Source organism: Sporosarcina sp. So3-204 (assembly GCF_058068165.1).
The window spans coordinates 2,816,591-2,833,314 of the sequence record NZ_CM176485.1 but is presented as its reverse complement, the minus strand read 5'-3'; the positions used below and the strand labels follow the sequence as shown (position 1 = coordinate 2,833,314).

Annotated in this window: 15 protein-coding genes; 6 read left to right on the top strand and 9 right to left on the bottom strand. The window is 36.7% G+C overall.

The features are described 5' to 3' along the window. Positions 1–6 precede the first annotated feature (6 nt). From AC3RV6_RS13935 to AC3RV6_RS13915, 5 genes are all read right to left on the bottom strand, one after another. Positions 7–1,488 (bottom strand): Na+/H+ antiporter subunit D, encoded by a 1,482-nt coding sequence (locus tag AC3RV6_RS13935; RefSeq protein WP_489746607.1) that lies wholly within the window; start codon positions 1,486–1,488, stop codon positions 7–9. Next, entirely contained in the window at positions 1,481–1,822 is a 342-nt protein-coding gene (locus tag AC3RV6_RS13930; RefSeq protein WP_489746606.1) for a Na(+)/H(+) antiporter subunit C, read from the bottom strand. Before AC3RV6_RS13930 ends, AC3RV6_RS13935 begins: the two co-directional genes overlap by 8 nt. Beyond that, a complete protein-coding gene (locus tag AC3RV6_RS13925; RefSeq protein ID WP_489746605.1) occupies positions 1,822–2,244 on the bottom strand; it encodes a Na(+)/H(+) antiporter subunit B in 423 nt (140 codons plus the stop codon). Before AC3RV6_RS13925 ends, AC3RV6_RS13930 begins: the two co-directional genes overlap by 1 nt. Beyond that, positions 2,231–4,684 carry a Na+/H+ antiporter subunit A gene (locus AC3RV6_RS13920; RefSeq protein WP_489746604.1) on the bottom strand — a complete coding sequence of 818 codons (2,454 nt, stop codon included), beginning with the start codon at positions 4,682–4,684 and terminating at the stop codon, positions 2,231–2,233. Before AC3RV6_RS13920 ends, AC3RV6_RS13925 begins: the two co-directional genes overlap by 14 nt. Before the next feature lie 227 nt (positions 4,685–4,911). Further along, positions 4,912–5,928 (bottom strand): DUF1646 family protein, encoded by a 1,017-nt coding sequence (locus tag AC3RV6_RS13915; protein ID WP_489746603.1) that lies wholly within the window; start codon positions 5,926–5,928, stop codon positions 4,912–4,914. Positions 5,929–6,241: 313 nt separating this feature from the next. Here AC3RV6_RS13915 and AC3RV6_RS13910 point away from each other — a divergent pair, with 313 nt between their 5' ends. Then, a complete protein-coding gene (locus AC3RV6_RS13910; RefSeq protein WP_489746602.1) occupies positions 6,242–6,805 on the top strand; it encodes a DUF5366 family protein in 564 nt (187 codons plus the stop codon). A gap of 121 nt (positions 6,806–6,926) precedes the next feature. On the opposite strand, the gene AC3RV6_RS13905 is transcribed toward AC3RV6_RS13910, so the two are convergent. Beyond that, the gene (locus tag AC3RV6_RS13905; RefSeq protein WP_489749263.1) at positions 6,927–8,618 is read right to left on the bottom strand and encodes a transglycosylase domain-containing protein; all 1,692 of its coding nucleotides are present in this window, start codon (positions 8,616–8,618) and stop codon (positions 6,927–6,929) included. A gap of 358 nt (positions 8,619–8,976) precedes the next feature. Here AC3RV6_RS13905 and AC3RV6_RS13900 point away from each other — a divergent pair, with 358 nt between their 5' ends. After that, on the top strand, positions 8,977–10,329 hold the full coding sequence (locus AC3RV6_RS13900) for a transposase (protein ID WP_489746479.1): 1,353 nt from the start codon (positions 8,977–8,979) through the stop codon (positions 10,327–10,329). Positions 10,330–10,463: 134 nt separating this feature from the next. Here the strand turns inward: AC3RV6_RS13900 and AC3RV6_RS13895 are convergent, their stop codons facing one another. Beyond that, the gene (locus AC3RV6_RS13895) at positions 10,464–11,678 is read right to left on the bottom strand and encodes an MFS transporter (protein WP_489746601.1); all 1,215 of its coding nucleotides are present in this window, start codon (positions 11,676–11,678) and stop codon (positions 10,464–10,466) included. A 132-nt stretch (positions 11,679–11,810) separates the two neighbouring features. Between AC3RV6_RS13895 and AC3RV6_RS13890 the strand changes: the two genes are divergently transcribed. From AC3RV6_RS13890 to AC3RV6_RS13880, 3 genes are read left to right on the top strand one after another with little or no spacing between them, the layout of a single operon-like run. Then, the gene (locus tag AC3RV6_RS13890) at positions 11,811–12,539 is read left to right on the top strand and encodes a peptidylprolyl isomerase (protein ID WP_489746600.1); all 729 of its coding nucleotides are present in this window, start codon (positions 11,811–11,813) and stop codon (positions 12,537–12,539) included. Positions 12,540–12,566: 27 nt separating this feature from the next. Continuing rightward, entirely contained in the window at positions 12,567–13,157 is a 591-nt protein-coding gene (locus AC3RV6_RS13885) for a peptidylprolyl isomerase (RefSeq protein ID WP_489746599.1), read from the top strand. A 40-nt stretch (positions 13,158–13,197) separates the two neighbouring features. Then, positions 13,198–13,416 (top strand): hypothetical protein, encoded by a 219-nt coding sequence (locus tag AC3RV6_RS13880; RefSeq protein WP_489746598.1) that lies wholly within the window; start codon positions 13,198–13,200, stop codon positions 13,414–13,416. 57 nt (positions 13,417–13,473) lie between these two features. On the opposite strand, the gene AC3RV6_RS13875 is transcribed toward AC3RV6_RS13880, so the two are convergent. Next, positions 13,474–14,646 carry a MalY/PatB family protein gene (locus tag AC3RV6_RS13875; RefSeq protein ID WP_489746597.1) on the bottom strand — a complete coding sequence of 391 codons (1,173 nt, stop codon included), beginning with the start codon at positions 14,644–14,646 and terminating at the stop codon, positions 13,474–13,476. A gap of 74 nt (positions 14,647–14,720) precedes the next feature. On the opposite strand from AC3RV6_RS13875, the gene AC3RV6_RS13870 reads away from it, so the two are divergent. Beyond that, positions 14,721–14,981, top strand: coding sequence for a DUF1871 family protein (locus AC3RV6_RS13870; protein WP_489746596.1), 261 nt, complete (start codon positions 14,721–14,723; stop codon positions 14,979–14,981). 139 nt (positions 14,982–15,120) lie between these two features. On the opposite strand, the gene AC3RV6_RS13865 is transcribed toward AC3RV6_RS13870, so the two are convergent. Beyond that, positions 15,121–16,452, bottom strand: coding sequence for a sodium-dependent transporter (locus tag AC3RV6_RS13865; RefSeq protein WP_489746595.1), 1,332 nt, complete (start codon positions 16,450–16,452; stop codon positions 15,121–15,123). Positions 16,453–16,724: the final 272 nt, after the last annotated feature.

Below are 16,724 nucleotides of genomic sequence, written 5' to 3'. Positions count from 1 at the left end.
CGTCATCTACTCCTTTAGAACCGCGTCAATATAGATAGACGGTTTTAGTAATACATCTGAGGCATCCGTCATATACGGCAAAATCAATTCAGTCCCAAGTCCATATATGATGGAAATAATAACTAGCATTACAGCTGGGATCATCATTTTTTGGTATGACTTGCGGTTTGTATTTGGTAATTTCGCAGGTTCTCCCCAAAAGGCATAGATGAAAATTCGAATGACCGATAAAAGAACAATTAAACTGGAAGCTAGAATAATGATTGCGCCCAAAACATTTTCTGCCTCAAAGGCTCCTTTAATGATGAGCAATTTCCCTGCAAAACCGCTAAGAGGTGGAATCCCTGCTAATCCAAATGCAGCGATTAAATATATCCAGCCAAGAGGTGCATGGGTTTTCATCAGACCGCCCATTTTCCGTAAATTAGACGTACCAGTAATAGCAATAATTATTCCTATCAGAATGAATAGAGCGCCTTTAATAATCATGTCATGAATTAGGTAAAACATTGCACCTGTCATGCCGTTTTCATTCATTTGTGAAACTCCGAATAAAATAACACCGACAGCGATAACAATGTTGTAAATCATAATTTGTTTCACATCGAAATAAGCAAGTGCACCAATACATCCTGCAATAACGGTGATAACCGATAGCACTAGGAGTAATTCGTGTGTGAATGACATATCATGGATGAAAAACAATGTGTACGTGCGCATAATCGCATACAAGCCGACCTTCGTTAGTAAGGCTCCGAATAATGCCAGTATGGGCATAGGCGGTGCAGCATAGGACCCTGGTAACCAGAAATAAAGCGGGAAAATCGCTCCTTTTATTCCGAACACAAGAAGGAATAGAACAGCAATCACTGTAATGATTCCAGGTTGACCAATTTCTGCAATTTTGACTGATATATCAGCCATATTCAACGTACCGATGACTGAGTATAAAAGTGCAACCATTACGACAAACAAAGCTGAGGAAATGACATTTACAAGTATGTATTTAATCGATTCACGAAGTTGTTTTTTCTCTCCACCTAATACAATTAACACATAAGAAGCCATGAGTAGTACTTCGAAAAAGACGAACATGTTGAAAATGTCACCAGTTGTAAATGCGCCGTTCACACCTACTAACATAAAGAGAATTGCAGGATAATAATAATTCTCTTCTCGTTCTGAACCAATCGCAGTAAAGCTATATATCACAACAAAAAGCGTAATCAAAATTGACGTCGTGACGAGTAATACAGAAGTCATATCTGAGACCATAGAAATACCAAATGGTGCCGACCAACTACCTAAAGTTACCGCTTGCACGCCATCCGTTTTTACTTTACTCATAAGAACAAGTGCAGCAATCAAACTAATGATTAAACCGAACAATGTCAGTAATCTCTGTATCAGGACGTGCTTCTTGAAGAAAAGAAGCAGTATCGCGAAGAAAAACGGCAAAATGATCGGTAGTAATAGAAGATTAATCATGTTCGTCATTTCCCTTCATTAAATTCATATTATCAGTTTTATGTTCTTCATATGTTCGGTAAAAAAGGACGAGCATGAAAGCTGTCACACCGAAACTTATTACTATAGCCGTTAAAATTAAGGCTTGAGGAAGAGGATCTGCATAATCAGTCACACCATCTGCTAATACAGGTGGTGAAGTGCCGCCAAGACCGCCCATTGTTAAAATGAGTAAGTGTGCACCGTGACTAAGAAGGCCTGTCCCTATAATGATGCGTAAAAGGCTTCTGGACAAAATTAAATATACAGCAGCCATAAATAAAATCCCAATCACAATGGCCATCAAAAACTCCATTACGAATCACTTCCAATCATTTGGATCATCGTAATCGTTGAACCAACAACAACTAGATAAACACCTGCATCAAAGGCCATCGCGGTATGTAATTCTGAAACACCGAATAGCGGTAACGTAAACTCACCAAATGCATGTGTGAAAAACGGAACATTGAAGATAAGAGACCCTGCTGCCGTACCGAATGCGAGAAGTAAACCAATGGCAACAACAATCATAAAATCAAAAGGTAAAGCTTTTTGAACTGTCTTTAGGTCAAAGGCTAATAAAAGAAGGACAATGGCGCCAGTCGTTAAAAGGCCTCCAACAAATCCTCCCCCTGGTGCAAAATGGCCGGCAAAGAAAATGTGAATAGAGAAAAGAAAGATGATGAAAAATACAACTTTAGTTGTCGTCTGTAATATGACATCATTTGTTTTCATCAGAATTCTCCTTTCCAGAAAGACGCAAACGAATCATAGCGAATACGCCCATTCCCGCGATTGCTAAGACAGCAATTTCAAATAATGTATCGAATCCTCGGTAATCTACGAGAATAACGTTAACGATATTCCCACCCGCTGCTTCTGTTAAAACCGTATCTTTATAATACTGTGAAATGGAAGGAATCAGTTTTTGTGAGTGAGCAGATAATGCCACTAGTGTGACTGTAATCCCAACAGCTGCAGCAATTATAAGATTGCCTAAACGAACACCCTTCGTTTCACCATGTTTTTTAAGTGCTGGTAAATGTTGAAACGCCAATAAAAACAACGCAACTGAAACTGTTTCAATGACTAGTTGAGTAAGTGCTAAATCCGGTGCTTTGAAAATAACAAAGAACAATGCTACAGAATAACCAACAGCACCTAAAGCGATAATTGCACTTAATCTGGTTTTTGCAAATATAATCATTCCCACACCTAGAATTAGAATGATTGCTGTTAAAATAGCATATACATTCAAAGGCGTGAAGCTATCCATATCTACAATAAAGGCATCGCGAATAAACAAAGTTGCTGTTGTAAGGATAACGATAAACGAAAACATATAAATAAGGTATGTGCGGATAAGGCCCGTCATATAAAAACGAGACAAGCGATTCATCCCCACTTCACCGAACATCATCATCGAATCGTACAATGCATTTAATGACAAATATTGCGGTTGAACATCGTAAAGTTTTTGCCATTTTGACATTGTTAAGAAAAGAATGGTACCTACTACAATGATACCAATTGTCATCCAAAGTTCAGGTGCATCCCAACCATGCCAAGCTAATACATGAATCCCGATATCATCTGGATGATTGTACAAGCCGGTTTGCATAGCGAGAACTGCTGGATTCACAAATGTTTTCCCAATCCAATTCGGAATGAAGAATATCGCGACAACGGCAGTTGCCAAAATAACAGGGGAGACAAGCATACCAAATGGTGCTTCATGCGGTTCCTTTGGAAGTGCAGCAGATTTTCTTTTACCATTGAATGTTTTGAAGACGAAATAAAAACTATAAACAAATGTAAAGACGCTTGCAACCCAACCAATGATGGGTAACACGATTCCCCAAGTTGCGAAATTGAACATGTCGAATTGTGGAAGAGCAAGCATTGATGTTAAAAATAATTCTTTGCTTAAGAATCCACCAAACGGGGGCAATCCAGCCATAGACATCGAGCCGATAAAAGCGACGGTGAAACTTACAGGCATAATACTCATTAAGCCCCCGAGTTTTCTAATATCCCTTGTCCCTGTTTCGTGGTCGACAATCCCTGCTACCATAAACAAACTACCTTTGAACATGGCATGGTTGATTAAGTGGAATATCGCAGCAAACGCGGCGAATTTAAAGATGTCTACATTTGCCCCATCGACATGAAAGGAAATAGCACCTGCTCCAAGAAGTGACATAATTAGACCAAGTTGACTAATCGTAGAAAAAGCAAGAATCGCTTTCAAATCTGTTTGTTTCACAGCAAAGAATGAACCCCAGAATAAGGTGAGTAGACCAATTCCGATCACAAGCCAAATCCATACTTCTGAAAATGCGAACACCGGTGTAAAGCGTGCGACTAGATAAAGTCCAGCTTTTACCATCGTGGCAGAGTGAAGGTATGCACTGACAGGGGTTGGTGCTTCCATTGCGTCAGGTAACCAAATGTGAAATGGGAACTGGGCTGACTTTGTGAATGCGCCGAGCAATACGAGGACGAGGGCAAGCTTGAAATACTTACTTTCGATCAGGTTAGGCGCATTCGCGATTAATTCACGAATGGAATATGTATCACCCATTATTGATAGGAGAACAAAACCTCCGAGCATCATTAGTCCACCAAAAACTGTAATCATCATCGATTTTAGCGCGCCGAATCGTGATCCATCTCTTGTGTACCAATAACCAATGAGTAAAAATGATGAAATTGACGTTAGCTCCCAAAAAAGATATAGGGAAATCATATTATCGGATTGCACAATTCCAAGCATTGCAGTCATAAACATAAGTAAATATACGTAAAAGTTGTTCAGCTGCTCACGTTTTTTATCAAGATAGAAAATAGAGTAAAGTACGACAAGTGAACCAATTCCTGTAATGAGTAATGTGAATAACAGGCTAAGCCCATCGATATAGGAGACAAATGAAATGCCGAGTGATGGAATCCATGATATCTCAGAAACCGCTACATTGCCTTCCATTGTCATCTTAATAAAACTTAGGTAGTAGATGAACAGGATAAGCGGAACTACCAAAACGAACCATCCAGTATGTATTGACTTCATTTTTTTGAAAAGGAATGGTACGAAAATGGCTGCCACAATAGGCAGAAAAATTAATAATACAAAATCCAAAAAAATCCTCCTCCCAAATGAATAAACGTTATTCATTTCAATGTTTTAAAGTATAACTTAAAATAGCCCGTTTTGTATAGGAAACTAAAACAAGTTAAAGTGTTATTGCATATTAGATGATACACGCGATTGTCTAGAAATGTAAGCGTTTTAAAGCGTAATGTGAAGTAGATTATTATGTGATTTATCATAAAGATATTACCCAAGAGCCGATATGCTCGATTCCCGGGCTTTATTAATTAAGAATATGAAAATTTGGCAGTTTAGTGAACTACAATAATTATGATGAAGTATACAACCATAGCAACTAGGCCAATTGGAACACCGAATCTTGCCCATTCAATACTTGTGATATTCAATTTACCGGCTGCAATAATATTGGGTATATTTCCGGGTATTAACATACCACCGCTAATGAGAAGTCCGAGAAGAATTGCCTTGATTGTATTATCATCCATTGAAGTACTGATTTCTGCTGCTGCAAGTGTTGCATTATCCAATATGGCCGAAATCATATTAATCCAGTATAAAATATAAGGATTGAGATTGAGTAAATACTTATTAATAAGCGGTTCAAATCCCGAACCGAGAAATGTTAAAGCCATTACGAATAAGTAAATTTTGAAACTACGCACAATTATTTCAGAGTAAGATTCCTTTTGTAGCCTTTTTGATTTACTAAAGCCATGCTTATTTGGTTTAACAAAGACTGCGGCTAATAGTGCAAAAACGACTATTCCAGGAATAATATCTCTTGCCAATAATTTAAATAAATAAAAGAATTCTTCATTTAATTTACTAGTAGCAATCGTTGATAAGGGTTCACCAATCGGTGTTAATACAGCGCCTAGCCCAATAGAATAACAAGCTAATATAACAAGTCGTATTGACGATTTACGGTCAAGTCGGAGGACTGATACGACAGCAACCAAAACGATTGCTGCAATAATTGCTGTAATGATACTAGAAATAAGACCAAGTATAATGACAAATAGTGCTATGAAAATTCTGTAGGGAATAGCTTTACTTGTTGTCAAAATACCTCTTTCTATTGGCCCTTGTAGCCATCTAAAAAGTAGACCAGCCACAAGAACTGCTAAAGTTATATAAACCGGGTCTACTAATGCTTTTTTAATAAGATCAAAATTAAGAACTTGGCTCACAATAACCGCTGCTATCCCCATAATAAATAGAAATACTTCCAAGTTCCTCTCGACTAGCTTAACGGTAAAAGGCATAAATAAAACAAATATAAGTATGATGGAGAGCCCAAGAATCATTTTAACCTTCCTTCCCTAAAACTAATTAAGTATTTCATAATTGATATCGTTTATTGGTATTCCGACAAGTGAATAATAGGTCTATACAACTGTTAATCATTTGCTAGTACAATGATAAATAGTGTTGCATAGTTAGATTAATATCTTATAGTATATGTAGAAGAATCAATTTCATAATAGGGTTTTATTGCTACACCACCACAATATATAGTTGAGTTGAAGCGTTCTCAAACTATATGTTGCGTCGTTGTAGCAGATTAAGGTTATTATGAAATTGATTCAGATGAAATAATTTAATTTTTGAGGGTGTCTAATGAAAAATCCATATATATATGGCTATTTACCATTTGTGACAATACTGTTATTTAGTTTAACATTTGGTGTATATTCAGTAAGTTTGTCGATTGATTTATTTAGGGAAATTGGTTTATATTCTGGCATGCGTGAATTTTTAACAGATCTGCAGCTACGTTTATTTCTACTTGTTATCTATATGCTGCTGTACTTCATGTTATTTGCTGCGTTAAAACTAATTGCGGAGACAATTCATGAAACAGCAATGTTATTATTTTCTAAGGATGATGAAGGTAGTTCCTACCATCTTGGTCGCGGTGGTAACGTCGTCTATTTTTTTGGTGCACTTACAACAGCTGGAGGTATTAATTCGATTAAGTTTTTAGTAATCATTTTCGTTATTACAACAATTATATATTTTATATATAATGTGTATTCTTTAAGTAAATTTTTAACGCCTACCAGCACAATAGGTCTTATTATTTTCGAAATAGTATTATGGGCTGTATTGTTGTCTTCATTAATTTACATATTGTTAAAACTTTATAACGGTTTTTTAGCGAGTCTACCATTTTTAACTTAATTCAGAGGGGGATGTTTAAACCCGAGCTGTATTAAGTTAAGCTAACGATGTACTAGTGCTGACAAAAATGCCTCCAGCTTGAAAAAAGACTAGTATTAATTACGCCTAGGCATAATTAATACTAGTCACTAAGGGCAGCAGAAAATATACGTAAATGGATTTTATTTTTACTTAGTTTTTGCATGGATTGAGGCTTATCGTAGCCAACCCAAACAGCTGTCGTATAATGCTCATTCATACCGGCTACCCAAAGATCTTTATACTGATCCGTGGTTCCAGTTTTTGCACCTGTATAAGCGGTTGTGTAAGGGATACCTACACCAGTTCCGTTTAATACAACATCTTTTAATAAATCTCTAATTGTCGCTACCGTATTTGGTGACCAAACTTCAACTTTTTTATTTTCCCAAGCATATAATACGTTTCCTTCGTTGTCTTTTACTGAACGTATTGCATGTACCGGTGTATACATTCCGTCTATGAAACTGGTATAAGCGCCGGCAATTTCAAGAGGTGTCATACCTTTAGAAAAGCCACCAAGTGCAGCTGGATAATTTTTATCTTGCAATGTTATTGATTGAAATTTGAAAGGTTCAAGATACGTGAAGGCTTCTTCAATGCCAACACGTTGAAGAAGCCGAACTGCTGCTGTATTATAACTATTTCGAAAAGCGGTCCGAATACTTGTATTCCCGTATACATAACCTCCGAAGTTTTTCGGACAATAACTTCCAATGCAAAGACTTCCACTATTGACAGTCATATTATCTGTATAGCTGCCGCTTTCGAATAAAGGGGCATAGACCAGTAGTGGTTTTATCGCTGAACCTGGTTGTCTAACAGCCTGAAAGGCCCGATGAAAATCAGCTTTTTTATAGTTTTTCCCACCGTAGGCACTGACGATTTCCCGTGTCTTATTATCAATTACAACGGAACCTGCTTGAAGATCTTCTGGTTGCAATAAAGAGGTAATTGCCTGTTCATTTCTAACTTGTTTTGAAGAATTATAGGCTGTTTCAATCATGACTCCAGTTGCTATAATAGCTGAAGTACGCGATTTTAATTGTTTACGTAAGATATTTCGCATATCTTCATCCTTGGCCTCAGCCATTTTTTCAGTAAAACCTTCTGAATTCCCAATCAGTTCTTCAAGCTCAGCTAAGACCAATGTGCTGTATGTAGGTGAATAATTTACCTTCTTTTTAATCTTTAAGACAATAGGCGTTGTTTTATATTGGATGGCCTCTTCCATGAGTATTACGCCATTATTCAAAAGTGTATCTATAAGGCGTTCTTGTCTTTTTTTCGTTTTTTCAAAGCTTTTAACTGGATCGTAAAGAGATGGGTTGTTTGGAATGGCTGCAATAAAGGCAATCTCTCCTTCATTTAAATCTTCTAGTGGTCTACTAAAATAATAGGTAGCGGCGCCACCAATTCCGTAAACTTTGTTACCAAAATACATCTCGTTCATATAACCCTCTAGTATTTCATTTTTTTCTAATTGCTTTTCGAGTTCTGCTGAGTAGAATAGTTCTGTTAGTTTTCGTTCATATGTTTTATCTGTCGTCAAAAAACGCATACGTACGAGCTGTTGCGTAATTGTAGAACCGCCTTGTGAGAAACTGTCAGAAGATGAATTCATAACAAATGCCCTTGCTATTGCGGCCACATCATAACCTCGGTGATGATAGAATTCCTTATCTTCACTTTCTAGAAATAATTGCCTGGCAATAAGAGGGATTTCGGAAAGTGGTAGGGGATTTCGCCATTCTATATACTCCTCTGAAAAAATGACGCCATCTTTATCTTTCATCACTACTGGAACATCCTGACTAGGTGCAGTTAATTCGATTGAATTGGTAATATGTTCATTAAATGTATCTGCATACCCCAACTGTACAACTATTTCGGAGTTGACAAAAATAAGGGTGGGGATGGCTATAAGAATGATTAAAAAGCCGAATACTTTTTTCAGTGGAGGGCCTCCGTTCGTAGCGTTTATTTAATTTGAAAGAATTAATATGTGTATGTATTTTTACTTATATGAATCAATTTCATATTTCTGAGCCCTTGGGGCTCTAGGTGTTAAATCACAAAAAAATAGAGCACCTCCCCAAATCCTGTATAATGAGAGTTACCACACACACATTAACAGACTGGAGAAATGCTCTATGCCTATTATACGACAAGAAAGCCTGTTTGACATGCAAGTTTTATTCGACTTGGAACCTACCCATCGATTTAATTCGATTTTGTCGGTTATTGACATACATCCCATCCTTGACGTGATGATGAAAAAGTCTCGTTTTGGACCTAAACAATCACTTAATTATTCTGCTATGATCTATTCGTTGGTTATTCGAATCACCGAACGCATTCCATTTATTAAGGACCTTGTAAAGCGTCTCACTACAGATTTACGGTTTAAGGTTGATTGTGGATTCTTAGTATCTGATGAGATTCCATCGGAAGCTTCCTATTCCCGTATGATTGCATCCATTAGCGAATCTGATACTTTAGAAATCGTTCAAGAACGTCTTCTTCTCCAAGCGATAACAGAAGGTTTCGTATCAGATGAAACGATAGCTATTGATGCAACACATGTTGAAGCGCGTGATCGTGCTCCATTTAAATCGGATAAAGTTAAAAAAGAACCCAAAAAGCGTGGCCGAAAAAAGAAAGAAGAACATGAACAATGGCTAGTTGAAAAAGCTGAAAAGGAAGCGAACCTTCCGCTCTATGAAAAGAAAATTGAAAATCAACTTGATGCATCCCTATTGGAACTTCGTTCCTCTGTGCCTATTGAACCCAAATGGGGAATAAAGAAAAACAGTGAAGGGAAGAACATCTTTTGGTATGGATTTAAATGTCATCTAGCGGTTGGGACGAAAAGTCAATATATTCTTCAATCTCTATTTTCTTCAGGCAGTCTTAATGATGGAAAAGCTGCAATCTCATTATTAAAAGGTACTAAAGAACGTCTACCTTTATTAAAAATAAACTACGTAACAATGGATGCAGGTTACGATTACAACCCAATTTACGAACAAATTTATCGTAACGGATCGCAATCTATCATTGCTTATAATAAGAAGAATGAACCTGAGCCTATAGGCTTTGATAAATATTTCACACCGACATGTGTTCGAGAACATTCGTATCGTTATGATAGCTTCGACAGTAAGTATCAAACACTGAAATACACACGTCCATTGGAATGTAAGAATTGTCCACTCGCTACTGATACTTTATGTCAGAAGGTTTATAAAAAGAAAATCACTGATGACCTGAGACGTTACACTGCGCCAGCACGTGGCTCAGTAAAATGGGATGAAATTTATAAGGAACGAAGTTCCGTTGAACGTGTAAATGCATACCTCAAAGGATATTTTCTATTAGATCAGATTTATCATTGTACTGGTGAAAAAGCCAAGGTTCATTTTGATTTAGTTCAAATCGCGTACAACGCTAGTAAACTTGCTGTTGATCGACTCCTTCAACTTCAATTATCTGAAACAGCATAATCAGCTACTTCATTCGTTTTTTTAAGAAATCATTTTTAATTCTGTTTCTATATGATTTTTTAAAAGTACGCATTATGAAATTGATTCATATATAAAATTTTAGCACACTCAAGTGAAATGAGTGTGCTAAAATTTTATTTTTCCATAAGAAAGTCTTCAAAGTCTTGTTGAGGTCTTTTTCTCACATAATATAGGAAAGCGAAAGCGATTAAAAATAGCGAGCCGGTTACAAAGAAAACATTAGAGATACCGATGAAACCACTAATTATTCCCCCGAACATTGGTCCGATAATATTACCTAGAAAACGGAAACTCGTATTATAACCCATGACCTCACCCTGAACGTCAATTGGTGCTTCTCTTCTAACGAGCGCTGTCGTAACAGGAATCATACCCCCGACTGCAATACCAAATAAGATACGACAAATAATGAGTTGCCATAAATGAGTAACAAATGCTTGTGGAATGACAAAGAGGAAGGAGAGAAGAAGTAAAATTGATAACACTTTTTCGTAGCCAATATCATCACCGAGCTTACCCCAGCGCCTGGCAAACAGTAAATTACCTATACCTGCAGCACTAAATGTAATCCCTGCAAGAAATGCAACATCTTTTGTATCGGTCAATTCGGCAACATATAAAGAAAGAAGAGGTTGAATACTAAAGTTACCGATTTGAATAAGCACTGTTACTATCATTACATTTAGCATTAGTCGGTGGCGTAGTAACGCACTTAAAATAGTCTTCCTAGAGTAACTAATCGCCAATACACTTTTAACACGCACCGTCTCTTTTATTCCAAATAATATAATTAAAGCTGCAATTGTCACAGTCACCCCTGTAATAATAAAAGTGTATTGAAACCCATATGAATCTGCCAATAATCCCCCGAATACAGGTCCGAAAAGCATTCCAGTAACACTACCGGTTTGAAGTGTTCCAAGTGTTTTACCTGCTTCTTTCTTAGGCGTTTGGGAAGAAATATAGGCAAGAGATGTTGGAATAAAGCCTGTTACAACCCCCATACCCAATCTTAAAAGGAAAAACATTTCAACTGATTGGACGAAGCCCATTAAGAAAATAAAAGTTGCAATACCAAAGCAGTTTATTAACAGTATAGGTTTAAAACCATATTTATCAGCAACTCGTCCCCATATTGGAGACATAATCACTGCAGTTATAAATGTAGCTCCGAAAATTAAACCAGCCCATTTCTGCACATAAGCTGCTGAATGATCGCCAAATGTATCGATATAAATTGAAAGGAAAGGCATGATCATTGTTGTCGTACCTGCTGCTAAAAAATTGCATATCCATATGATTAGAAAATTTCTTTTTTTTACGTCCATAATATGTGTAAACCCACTTTCATTGACTTGCTGTTTCCTTAGTATAAAACAATTCGAAACTCGAAGGAAATAAGGTGCTTAATAATCGAAATTGAGACATCGATATGATAGACTAAAACGTGGTGATTGAGAATGAGAAAATTAGTTTATCCTTTACTAATCGTTTTACTACTAACAGGCCTTGCAGCTTGTGGTAAAGACAAAGTTAAGGAAGAAGTACCAAAGGATGACCCGGCAACAGATAGCTTAAGTGAGAATGTAAGTGATTATCCACAATTATCAGGAGACGTTGCAGATAATGAGGCGCTCGTTGTCATGAACACTACTCTTGGTAGCGTTAAAATTAAGTTATTTCCAGAAATGGCACCAAAAACAGTGGAAAACTTTTTAACACATGCAGAAGATGGTTATTATGATGGTCTTATTTTCCACCGTGTTATTAATGACTTCATGATTCAGGGTGGAGATCCTGATGGAACTGGAGGAGGCGGAGAAAGCATATTTGGTAGTTCATTTGAGGATGAATTTTCGAATAAGCTATTCAATTTACGCGGAGCACTTTCCATGGCTAACGCAGGTCCTAACACGAACGGCAGTCAGTTTTTCATTGTGCAAAATTCAAGCGTGGATGATGCTTCCCTTAATCAAGAAAAAGAGTTTAAGTATGCAGAAATAATCAAAGAAGCTTATCTTGAACTAGGTGGAACACCACATCTTGACCAAGCACATACGGTATTTGGACAAGTCATTGAAGGTATGGACGTTGTTGATAAAATTGCGCAGGAAGAAGCTGTCAACGACCGACCGGTTAATGATGTAAAAATTGAATCGATTGAAATTGTTCAAAAACCAACAAAATAATACGCACAATAATAGGAGGAAATAATTATGTATCCACAGTTATCTAAAGAAGTAGCAGGAAACGAAGCACTAGTTGTTATGAACACAACAATGGGACCGATAAAAATTAAATTGTTCCCTGAAATTGCACCAAAGACAGTAGAAAACTTTTTAACACATGCTGAAAATGGTTATTATGACGGTATCATTTTCCACCGTGTTATTAATGATTTCATGATTCAAGGCGGAGACCCAACTGGAACAGGAATGGGCGGAGAAAGTATTTACGGCGCTTCATTTGAAGACGAATTCTCAAAAAATGCTTTTAATTTACGCGGTGCATTATCAATGGCTAATGCTGGACCAGGCACAAATGGTAGCCAGTTCTTCATTGTTCAAGCATCAGAACTTCCACGCGGAACAGGTAAACAATTAAAGAGTGCTGGTTTCCCTGATGAAATCATAGAAGCTTATGAAGAAATGGGTGGAACACCTCATTTGGATCATAAACACACTGTTTTTGGTCAAGTAATCGAGGGCATGGATACAGTCGACAAAATGGCTACAGTAAAAAAAGGTGCTCAAGATAAGCCTGTTGAAGATATTAAAATTGAATCGATTGAAATCCTTCAAAAATAATATGCCTTGTGAATCATCCAAAGTTAGGAAGTGTACGTAAATGAACGTACTATTAATGCCGTTCCTTTACTTTCCAGAAGATAAGTCAGAATATATTCCAGCTGCGATTTCTTTTGCATTTTTTATGATTTTGTTAGTACTCACTTTTATGTGGATACAACGGAATTCAAAGAAACAGGCAGAAGAGACAAAAGAGCTTGAAGAACGTATTTTAAAAGAACGTCAAGAAGCAAATAAAAACGAACACCTTCATAATTGAAGGTGTTCGTTTTTATGTTCAAAAAGTATGGATAACTAAAATCTATGAAGAATTTATTTAACTTAATGCTTTTATAAAGCGTTGCACACCATCTTCAACAGTAGCTTTAGGACAAGCAACATTCATACGAAGAAAGCCTCTTCCGCGTTCACCATATTTAGTTCCTGGTTCAAGAGCGAGTTTACCTTTATTTAATAGCTTGTCCATGATTTCTGGCTCAGTTAAACCTGTATCCCGGTAATCTATCCATAATAAATAGGAAGCATCGGGTTTATTAATTTTAATGCTTGGAATTGTTGAAGTAAGTTCGTGAATAACATAGTCCATATTCAATCCTACGATTTCAATTAATTCTGCGAGCCAAGGTTCACCTTCTGAAAACGCAGCTTTTAAAGCAGTACCGGCAATTGGACCAGGATCCATTAAACCATGTAACATTCTTGTTGTGTCTAGTTTATTTCGAATAGCCTCGTTTGTTGCGATAATAACAGCAATTTGAACCCCGGCTATATTGAATGTTTTCGTTGGCGCTATTGTCGTAATGATGCGATCCACTTGTTCACCTGCTACTTTAGCAAGCGGGATATGTTTGTGGCCTGGAAGTACTAAGTCAGCATGTATTTCATCTGATAAGATAAGCACATCATATTTAGTACATAAGGCAATCATTTGTTTTAAATCTTCTTCAGTCCATACGACTCCACCTGGGTTATGTGGATTACAGAGAATGAATAGTTTTACGTTCTTCTGTAATGCTTTTTCAAATGCTTTGAAATCAATCGAGTATGTACCTTCATTCTCTACTAAGTCGCACTCAACGATTGTCCGCTCCATGCGTTCTGGAACAAGGAAAAACGGGTGGTAAACTGGTGTTGTTATTAAGATACCGTCGCCTTTCTCAGTAAACGTTTCAATGACGGATGATATAGCTGGAACGACACCTTGATGAAAGAGCATCCAGTCGTTTTGTGTATCCCATGAATGGCGTTCAGACAACCAATTTCTGATAGAATCTTTTTGAGCATCACAAATAAATGTATAACCGAAGACACCGTGATCCAGTCTTTCTTTAATTGCATTAATGACAACAGCAGGTGCCGCGAAATCCATATCTGCGATCCACATTGGTAAAATATCAGATCCATCTTCAATGCCGTAGACCAATTCTAATTGATCCCATTTAAAAGAATTTGTATTTCGACGTTCAATTACATTATTAAATACACTCACTCTAATCCCTCTTTCCTTTTACTCTTCTTATGGTATCATATATATAACTAACAGAAAACATAGGAGACTTCGTTGTGAATATAATTGATATGAATAAGAGAGCGGTTACAATTCTTGAGCAATGGGATCCATTCGATGAAGGAAAAAAGGCTTATGAACTTGAAATCGTTGAGGTTGTGTCAGAATTACACCGACTTGACTATCCAACAGATTTAGCGAAAAGAATTCGTACAATTTACGAAAACACACATAAGCTATGGATTCCAATTGAAAATTGTGTTCAAATATCTTATAAACTTCTTGCATTGAAGTATGAAGCGAAGAGTATAGTTTAAGAAGACTTTATAATTGTTATTTGTATTAAATAGCTAGACAAATAGATAATTAAAATTATAAAAATGGTGTATACATTGTGTTGACAATGTATACACCATTTTTTGAAAATTTCATGGTCTCCGCTTGGTAATTCTGTTGTCAAGATGACCAAACTTCTTTAATCCAAGCTCCAAAGATAATAATGATTGCGATTGGAGCGGCGAACTTAACTAAAAATCGCCAAATACCATACATAACAGGGTGCATAGCTAGCTCATCTTTAGTTTCTTTTTTAGTTAAAATAAAACTAACGAAAATAGAAATTAAAAGTGCGCCAATAGGCATCCCAATTCTACTTGTTAATGTATCCGCAAAATCGAAGAATGTGCCTCCGAATATAGTTACATTTTTAAGCACGCCAAATGATAATGCTGTCGGAATACCGATGATGAAAATAAGTATACCAAAAAACCAAGCTGCACGTTTTCTACGATCATACTTCGCTTTTATACCAGTAGAAACGACAATTTCAAGCATCGAAATGGATGAAGTAAGCGTCGCGAAAAGTAATAAAATAAAGAAGATAATAATGAAAAAATTACCAAATGGTATTTGTGCGAAGATAGCCGGTAATACGATGAATACAAGACCTGGTCCTTCTTCAGGAGACTGACCTAGTGCAAAAACAGCTGGGAAAATGACGAGACCAGCTAATATTGAAATTACGATGTTTAGTATTGCGACATTTAATGCGGATTGTCCTAATTTAACTTCCTTTGGTAAATAAGATGCGTAAGTCATCATGCCTGTTACCCCAACACTTAGTGAGAAAAAAGCCTGACCTAACGCAAGAATAAATGTTTTGCCTGTTAATAATGACCAATCCGGTACAAATAAGAAACGAACGCCTTCCATTGCGCCGTCCAACGTTAATGAACGTATTGCTAGAACGATAAAAAATACGAATAGTAAAGGCATCATCCATGAACTTGCTCGTTCAATCCCTGCTTTAATTCCACCTTGCACAATCCAAATCGTCAGTATCATGAATATGGCCTGCGCGAGCAGAGATTGAATAGGATTAGCAGATATTGATGCAAACAATGCCGCATGGTCTGTTACATCTAAGTTGAAAGTGATTGCACGGGCTAAGTAAGAGAGTATCCAACCTCCAACTACACTGTAAAAAGATAGGATAATGATAGCAAAAGTAAAGCCGAGCCAACCAACGAAATACCACTTACTTCCTTTTGAAAGCCGCTTAAGTGAAGTAACAGCATCAGCCTGTCCTCTTCGTCCAATTAGGAACTCCGCAAGCAAAATGGGAAGTCCAATTGCAAATGTACAAATGATAAATAGTAAAACGAAAACACTACCGCCATTCGTTCCAGCCATATAAGGGAATTTCCATATTGCGCCGAGTCCAATCGCACTACCAGCAGCGGCTAGGATGAACCCGATTTTAGACGACCATTGTTCGCGTGGGGCCATGATTAATCACCTTTCTTTTCCAAACACTGTCTAATCTTACACGATTTATTATTGAATAACATTATTCTTGTATCATTTAATATATATTTTTCGGAAAGAGCTCAAATACTTCTGTCCTTATTTAATAGTATCTGAATTAATGAATAAAAACATACAGTAAAAACTAAATAACGTTTATTAATGGTTAAAATTCATAACATGATGTGAATTTATTAATATGGATACTAAATTTTGCTTAATTAATATACATATTTTGGTATAGTAGAACAATA

Excerpts from the sequence above, each read along its gene's own strand:
- AC3RV6_RS13935 (WP_489746607.1), bottom strand. The coding sequence starts at position 1,488 with ATGATTAATCTTCTATTACTACCGATCATTTTGCCGTTTTTCTTCGCG.
- AC3RV6_RS13930 (WP_489746606.1), bottom strand. The coding sequence starts at position 1,822 with ATGGAGTTTTTGATGGCCATTGTGATTGGGATTTTATTTATGGCTGCT.
- AC3RV6_RS13925 (WP_489746605.1), bottom strand. The coding sequence starts at position 2,244 with ATGAAAACAAATGATGTCATATTACAGACGACAACTAAAGTTGTATTT.
- AC3RV6_RS13920 (WP_489746604.1), bottom strand. The coding sequence starts at position 4,684 with ATGAATAACGTTTATTCATTTGGGAGGAGGATTTTTTTGGATTTTGTA.
- AC3RV6_RS13915 (WP_489746603.1), bottom strand. The coding sequence starts at position 5,928 with ATGATTCTTGGGCTCTCCATCATACTTATATTTGTTTTATTTATGCCT.
- AC3RV6_RS13910 (WP_489746602.1), top strand. The coding sequence starts at position 6,242 with ATGAAAAATCCATATATATATGGCTATTTACCATTTGTGACAATACTG.
- AC3RV6_RS13905 (WP_489749263.1), bottom strand. The coding sequence starts at position 8,618 with ATGAAAGATAAAGATGGCGTCATTTTTTCAGAGGAGTATATAGAATGG.
- AC3RV6_RS13900 (WP_489746479.1), top strand. The coding sequence starts at position 8,977 with ATGCCTATTATACGACAAGAAAGCCTGTTTGACATGCAAGTTTTATTC.
- AC3RV6_RS13895 (WP_489746601.1), bottom strand. The coding sequence starts at position 11,678 with ATGGACGTAAAAAAAAGAAATTTTCTAATCATATGGATATGCAATTTT.
- AC3RV6_RS13890 (WP_489746600.1), top strand. The coding sequence starts at position 11,811 with ATGAGAAAATTAGTTTATCCTTTACTAATCGTTTTACTACTAACAGGC.
- AC3RV6_RS13885 (WP_489746599.1), top strand. The coding sequence starts at position 12,567 with ATGTATCCACAGTTATCTAAAGAAGTAGCAGGAAACGAAGCACTAGTT.
- AC3RV6_RS13880 (WP_489746598.1), top strand. The coding sequence starts at position 13,198 with ATGAACGTACTATTAATGCCGTTCCTTTACTTTCCAGAAGATAAGTCA.
- AC3RV6_RS13865 (WP_489746595.1), bottom strand. The coding sequence starts at position 16,452 with ATGGCCCCACGCGAACAATGGTCGTCTAAAATCGGGTTCATCCTAGCC.